This window comes from Phenylobacterium sp. (assembly GCF_030651185.1).
In the GTDB taxonomy this organism is placed as follows: Bacteria; Pseudomonadota; Alphaproteobacteria; order Caulobacterales; family Caulobacteraceae; genus Phenylobacterium.
In genome coordinates this window covers 172422-178429 of sequence record NZ_JAUSCJ010000036.1, presented here as the reverse complement: position 1 = coordinate 178429, position 6008 = coordinate 172422, and the positions used below count along the sequence as shown (strand labels likewise).

At 66.4% G+C, this 6008-nt stretch carries 3 protein-coding genes; 2 read left to right on the top strand and 1 reads right to left on the bottom strand.

The window, feature by feature from the left end:
• Window positions 1–1882, bottom strand: a 1882-nt coding sequence (locus tag Q7J39_RS18180; RefSeq protein ID WP_304828575.1) for a ribonuclease E/G, incomplete at its 3' end; no start/stop codon positions are given.
• Window positions 1883–2288: 406 nt separating this feature from the next.
• Between Q7J39_RS18180 and Q7J39_RS18175 the strand changes: the two genes are divergently transcribed.
• Together Q7J39_RS18175 and Q7J39_RS18170 are read left to right on the top strand one after the other, a co-directional pair.
• Entirely contained in the window at window positions 2289–3482 is a 1194-nt protein-coding gene (locus Q7J39_RS18175) for an N-acetylmuramoyl-L-alanine amidase (RefSeq protein ID WP_370690105.1), read from the top strand.
• Between the two features lie 59 nt (window positions 3483–3541).
• Entirely contained in the window at window positions 3542–5962 is a 2421-nt protein-coding gene (locus Q7J39_RS18170) for a penicillin-binding protein 1A (protein WP_304828590.1), read from the top strand.
• Window positions 5963–6008 lie beyond the last annotated feature (46 nt).

The following is a 6008-nucleotide window of genomic DNA, read 5'->3' as shown; positions in this document are numbered from 1 at the left end:
GGCGGCGGCGGCGGCGGCCACGGCCGGCGCGTTCGCCATCGTCCTCGGCGCGCTCTTCGCTCTCGCCACGGGCTTCACGAGCGACGACCGGGTTGCGGCCGCCCTCTTCATCTTCGTCGTCCTCGGCTTCGAGGATCTCTTCGTCGTCCTCTTCCTCGTCCTCGATTTCGCTGTCATCGAAGTCGTCGTCGTCGGGCACGTAGGCCTGCAGCGGGGTGTGGTGCACCACGGCGTGCTCGGGACGCGCCTCGGTGGCCGTGCGCTCGATCTCGTGATCGGCGTGGTTCATGGCGTCGTCGATGACGATGGTGACGAACAGGCCCAGGCCCTCGTTGATCCGCGCCAGGTGGTTGCGCTTCTCATTGAGGATGTAGAGGCCGACGGCGCGCGGAACCTTCAGGGTGGCTTCGCCGCCGCCCTTCAGGGCCTCGCCCTCGACAGTACGCAGGGCCGACAGGGCGCTGGACTCGACAGAACGGACGCGGCCGGTTCCGGCGCAGTGTTCACAGACGTGGGTGGTGCCTTCCAGCACACCGGACCGGCGGCGCTGGCGGCTGATCTCCATCAGGCCAAAGCCGCTGATCTTGCCCATCTGGACACGCGCGCGGTCGTCCTTGAGGGAGTCCTTCAGCTTCTTCTCGACCGCCCGGTTGTTCTTCGACTCATCCATGTCGATGAAGTCGATGACGATCAGGCCGGCAAGGTCGCGCAGACGCAGCTGGCGGGCGGTCTCTTCGGCCGCCTCCATGTTGGTCTTGAGCGCCGTCGCCTCGATGTTCCGCTCGCGGGTGGCGCGGCCGGAGTTCACGTCGACGGCCACCAGGGCCTCGGTCTGGTTGATCACCAGATAGCCGCCGGAGCGAAGGGGCACGGTGGGGGTGTAGATCTGGGCGAGGTGGTCCTCGACCTTGTGCTTCACGAACAGCGGGGTGGATTCGCGATAGGCCTGAACCTTCTTGGCCTGCGACGGCATCAGCATGCGCATGAAGTCGCGGGCTTCCTTGAAGCCAGCCTCGCCCTCGACCCAGACCTCGTCGATGTCCTTGTCGTAGAGGTCGCGGATGGTGCGCTTCACCAGGTCCTCTTCCTCATAGATGAGGGCCGGGGCCACCGAGTGAAGGGTGGTGTCGCGGATATTCTCCCACAGACGCAGCAGATACTCGTAGTCGCGCTTGATCTCGGCCTTGGTGCGCTTGGCGCCCGCCGTGCGGACGATCAGGCCCATGCCCTGCGGCACGTCCAGGCTCTGGACCACGCCCTTCAGGCGCTTGCGGTCGGTGACGGTGGTGATCTTGCGCGAAATGCCGCCCCCACGAGCGGTGTTCGGCATCAAAACGCCGTATCGGCCGGCCAGGGAGAGGTAGGTGGTCAGGGCCGCGCCCTTGTTGCCGCGCTCTTCCTTGACGACCTGGACCAGCATGATCTGCCGGCGGCGGATCACTTCCTGGATCTTGTAGCGACGCATCAGCCGCCGGCGGCGCCGGGCGACTTCCTCGTCCATGACGTCGTCTTCGTCCGCGTCGGACGCGTCGTCGTCGTCATCGTCGTTTTCGGAGGTCGGGTTCCCACGGCCGCGCGGCTCGTGGTCGTCCTCGTCATCGGCCTCTTCGCGCATCAGCGCTTCGCGGTCGGCCACCGGGATCTGGTAATAGTCCGGGTGGATTTCGTTGAAAGCCAGGAATCCGTGCCGGTTGCCGCCATATTCTATGAAGGCGGCCTGAAGAGACGGTTCGACCCGCGTCACCTTGGCGAGGTAGATATTCCCCCGGAGCTGTTTGCGGTTCTGGCTTTCGAAATCGAATTCTTCAACCCGGGTTCCGTCGATCACCACCACACGCGTCTCTTCTGCGTGAGCGGCGTCGATAAGCATTTTCTTGGACATATAGGCGATCTCCGAGGCGCGCCTGGAGCTCTAGGCTCGGGCGCTGCCGGTTTGTCATGAGGGCGCGCGCGCCTGCGCCGGCCGCGTCAGAGACGCGGGCGGTGGAAGGCCGGAAAGGGGCTCGAGCGGCGCTGCCCATAGTTGTTTCCCAGGCGCACTCTTAGCGAGCACGGATCGGATTGATGCGTCATGGCCGAGGATTCGGCCGAAGCCGACGCAGGCTTCGCGCGGAACATGGCCCTGACAGGCAGGGCGTCCTCCGGCGCGGGGGGACATTGCAACAGTAAGCTGAAAAAAGAAAGACAATCGGCTTCAGCCCCCATTCAGCCAGGACGGGTTAACCGTTTCTCCACGCTGCTAAGGGGTATATGGGGTTCAAATCCAAATGCGTGTGGTGTGGGGCATTGTGCTCGCAAAAGTAGGTGTCGCCTTCGACCGGTTCGGGAAGCGTACCCTTGCGGCCTTCGCCGCGGGAGTCTGCTGCCTGGCGCTCGCCGCTGTGGGCCAGGCGAAAGCCTCGGGCGGCGGTGTGCTGAAGGTTCGCCTCGGCGGTGACCAGACCGAGACCCGCATCGTCATCGATCTCGACCGCTCGGCCTCCGGCAAGGTCGCGTCGGACGGGGCGAGCGACCGACGCATTGTCGTGAACCTGCCCGGCGTCAGCGCTGACCGCACTCTGCAGGGCGGTGGTCAGGGCCTGGTGAAGACCTGGATGCTCGATGGCGGCCCCATGGGCGCGCGCCTGCGTATCGACCTCGCCAACGATGCGATCATCAAGCGCCGTTTCCTGTTGCCGCCGGCCGACGGCGCCGCCAACTACCGCTATGTGATCGACATCGCCGCGACCGCGCCGCGCGCGCCGGGCGAGCGCGTCACCCTGATCTCCAACACCGCTCCGCCCATCCGGCCGGCGCCGCTCAATCTGAAAAAGACCGTGGTCATCGACGCCGGCCATGGCGGCAAGGACCCGGGGGCCATCGGCTCAAGCGGCTTCGAGAAGGAAGTGACACTGGCCGCCGCCTTGGCCCTGAAGGCTCGCCTGGAGCGGACCGGCCGCTACCGCGTGGTGATGACACGGTCCTCCGACGTCTACGTGCCCTTGGAAAGCCGTGTGCCGATCGCGCGCAAGTCGGGCGCCGACCTGTTCATCTCGCTGCACGCCGACTCAGGCCCCAACACCAGCACCCGCGGCGCCAGCGTCTATACCCTCGCCGACCGCGCCGTGGCCCGCTCGCAGAAGCTGGTCTCCAAGGACGATTGGTTCATGAAGGTGAACCAGGCCGACCGGGGCGTCTCCGGCATCCTGTTCGACCTGACCCAGCGTTCCACCAAGAATCGCTCGGCCACCTTCGCCGAAATGGTCCTCGACCGGATTTCCGATGGGGACATGCGCCTGCTGCGCCGCAGCCACCGGGAGGCTGGACTTGCGGTGCTTCTGGCCCCCGACGTGCCCGCCGTGCTGCTGGAAATGGGCTTTGTAAACAATCCTGAAGACGAAGCTTTCCTCCGCGATCCCGCCGGCCGGGCCAAGCTGATGAATGCCGTCGGCGACTCCATCGACGCCTACTTCGCGCAAGAGACCCGGCTGGCGTCGCGCTAAGTCTCAGCGCGTCACAAAACCGGCTTTCCCTTTTCCGAAACCCGCTCTAGACGATGACCATGCGGGAGGAGGGCGCCCGCGGAGGTCTGTCAGTCTTGAACCCCCCGGAAAGATGGGTCGCGATCGCCGGCGTCGCCGTGTTGAGCGCAATCGCGTTGGCTGGGTTCGCCATCGCCATCTACGCCGCTTGGCTGTTCCATGACATGCCCGATGCGGGGGACCTGGTGGACTACCGTCCGCCCACCGCCACCCGCGCCTATGCCTGGGACGGCACCCTGATCGGCGAGTTTTCCCGCGAACGCCGGATCTTTGTCCCCTACGACAATATTCCGCCGCAACTGGCCCAGGCCTTCCTGGCGGCGGAAGACCGCAACTTCTTCCAGCACTCGGGCGTGGACGCCATGGGCCTGACCCGGGCCATGATGCGCAATGTGCTGAACGCCGCCCGCGGCAAGCGCCTCGAAGGCGGCTCGACCATCACCCAGCAGGTGGCCAAGAACGTCCTGCTGACCAGCGACGCCACCGTGGGGCGCAAGCTGAAGGAGGCGATCCTCGCCCGGCGCCTGGAGCAGACGCTGAACAAAGAGCAGATCCTTGAGCTCTATCTGAACGAGATCTGGCTGGGCTATCGCTCGTATGGCGTCGGCGCGGCGGCCTACAACTATTTCGGAAAGTCGATTTCCGACCTCACCCTGGCTGAGAGCGCCTATCTGGCCGCCCTGCCCAAGGGGCCGGACAACTACCATCCGATCCGGCGCAAGGCGAACGCCATCGCCCGCCGCAACTGGATCATCGGCCAGATGGCTGACCTCGGCTGGGTCAGCCGCGTCGACGCCGAAAACGCGCTGAAGGAGGACCTCAAGGTCCAGAAGGCTCCCAGCCGCGCCAAGTATCGCGACGCCGACTTCTTCGTGGAGGAGGTCCGCCGCCGCGGCCTGGCCACCCTCGGCCAAAGGCTGAACGAGGGCGGCTACTACATGCGCACCACCCTCGATCCGGAAATGCAGACGGCGGCCCGGGTGGCCCTGATGCATGGCCTGGAGCAGTACGACCGCCGCCATGGCTGGCGCGGGGCCTGGGGCCACGTGACGATCGCGCCGGGCTGGGAGGCGCTGGCCAAGAAGAAGACCCTACCGGCCGAGCGCCGCACCTGGCAGCCGGCGGTGGTCACCGAGTCTTCCAACACCAATGTCCGCATCCAGGTGGCCGACGGCGGCGCAACGGGCGCCCTGGTGGCCGAGGACGTCGCCTGGGCCCGCGCGGGCCGCGGCGTGCCGGTTGTCGGCGACCTGATCTTCGTGGAACCTCTCGAAAAGGGCGGCGGCTATCACCTGAAGCAGGTGCCCGCTGTGAACGGCGCCCTGGTGGCCATGGAGCCCAACTCCGGGCGGGTCCTGGCCATGGTGGGCGGCTACTCCTTCTCGCTCTCCAACTTCAACCGCTCGACCCAGGCGATGCGCCAGCCGGGTTCGGCCTTCAAGCCGCTGGTCTATGCCACCGCGCTCGAGAACGGCTACACGCCGGGCAGCGTCGTCATGGACAGCGCCATCACGCTGAAGGGCGCGGCCGGGGCCGACTGGACGCCGGAGAACTACAACAAGAAGTACTATGGCGCCCTGACCCTCCGGAAAGGCCTGGAGCTGTCGCGCAATGCGATGACCGTGCGCCTGGCCCAGGGTGTCGGAATGTCGAAGATCAGCGACATGGCCATCAAGCTGGGGGTCGTGCGCGACATGGAGCCGGTGTTGGCCATGGCGTTGGGCGCCGGCGAGACGACGCCCTTCAAGCTGACCGCGGCCTACGCCTCCTTTGTGAACGGGGGCCGCAAGGTCGAGCCGCACCTGATCGAGCTGGTGCAGGACCGCGAAGGCAAGACCATCTTCCGCGCCGACAAGCGGGACTGCCCGCGCTGCGACGCCGGCTTCAACGGGGACGAGAGCCCTCGCATCGCCCCGGGCGGCGCGCAGCTGATGGATCCCATCACAGCCTATCAGATCACCTCCATGCTGCAGGGCGTTGTCCAGCGTGGGACGGCGACGTCGGCCTCGGTGCTGGGGCGTCCGGTCGGCGGCAAGACCGGCACCACCAACGAGTACCGGAGCGCCTGGTTCGTCGGCTTCACGCCGCAGATCGTCGCCGGGATCTTCGTCGGCTTCGACGACAACCGCAGTCTGGGAGAGGGCGAGACCGGGACTACCGCGGCGGTGCCGATCTTCACCGAGTTCATGATGGAGGCCACCAAAGGCCTGCCCAAGACCGAGTTCAAGGCGCCCAAGAACGCCAAGTTCGTCATGGTCCGGGGCATCCGCGAGGCCTTCAAGCCCGGCACCGAGCCCAAGGTCGCGATTTCGGCCGGAGCCTATCGCCCGAGCGATGGGCCGCAGCCCTACAATCAGGTCTGGCCCGACGGTCAACCGACCGGCGCGCCGGCGCCGCCGGCGCCGCCGAAGAAGCAGGATGACATGAGCGGGTTGTACTAGTGCGGGCAAACCGCTACTGCCCGCCGCTCACCTTTCGAAGGAATTT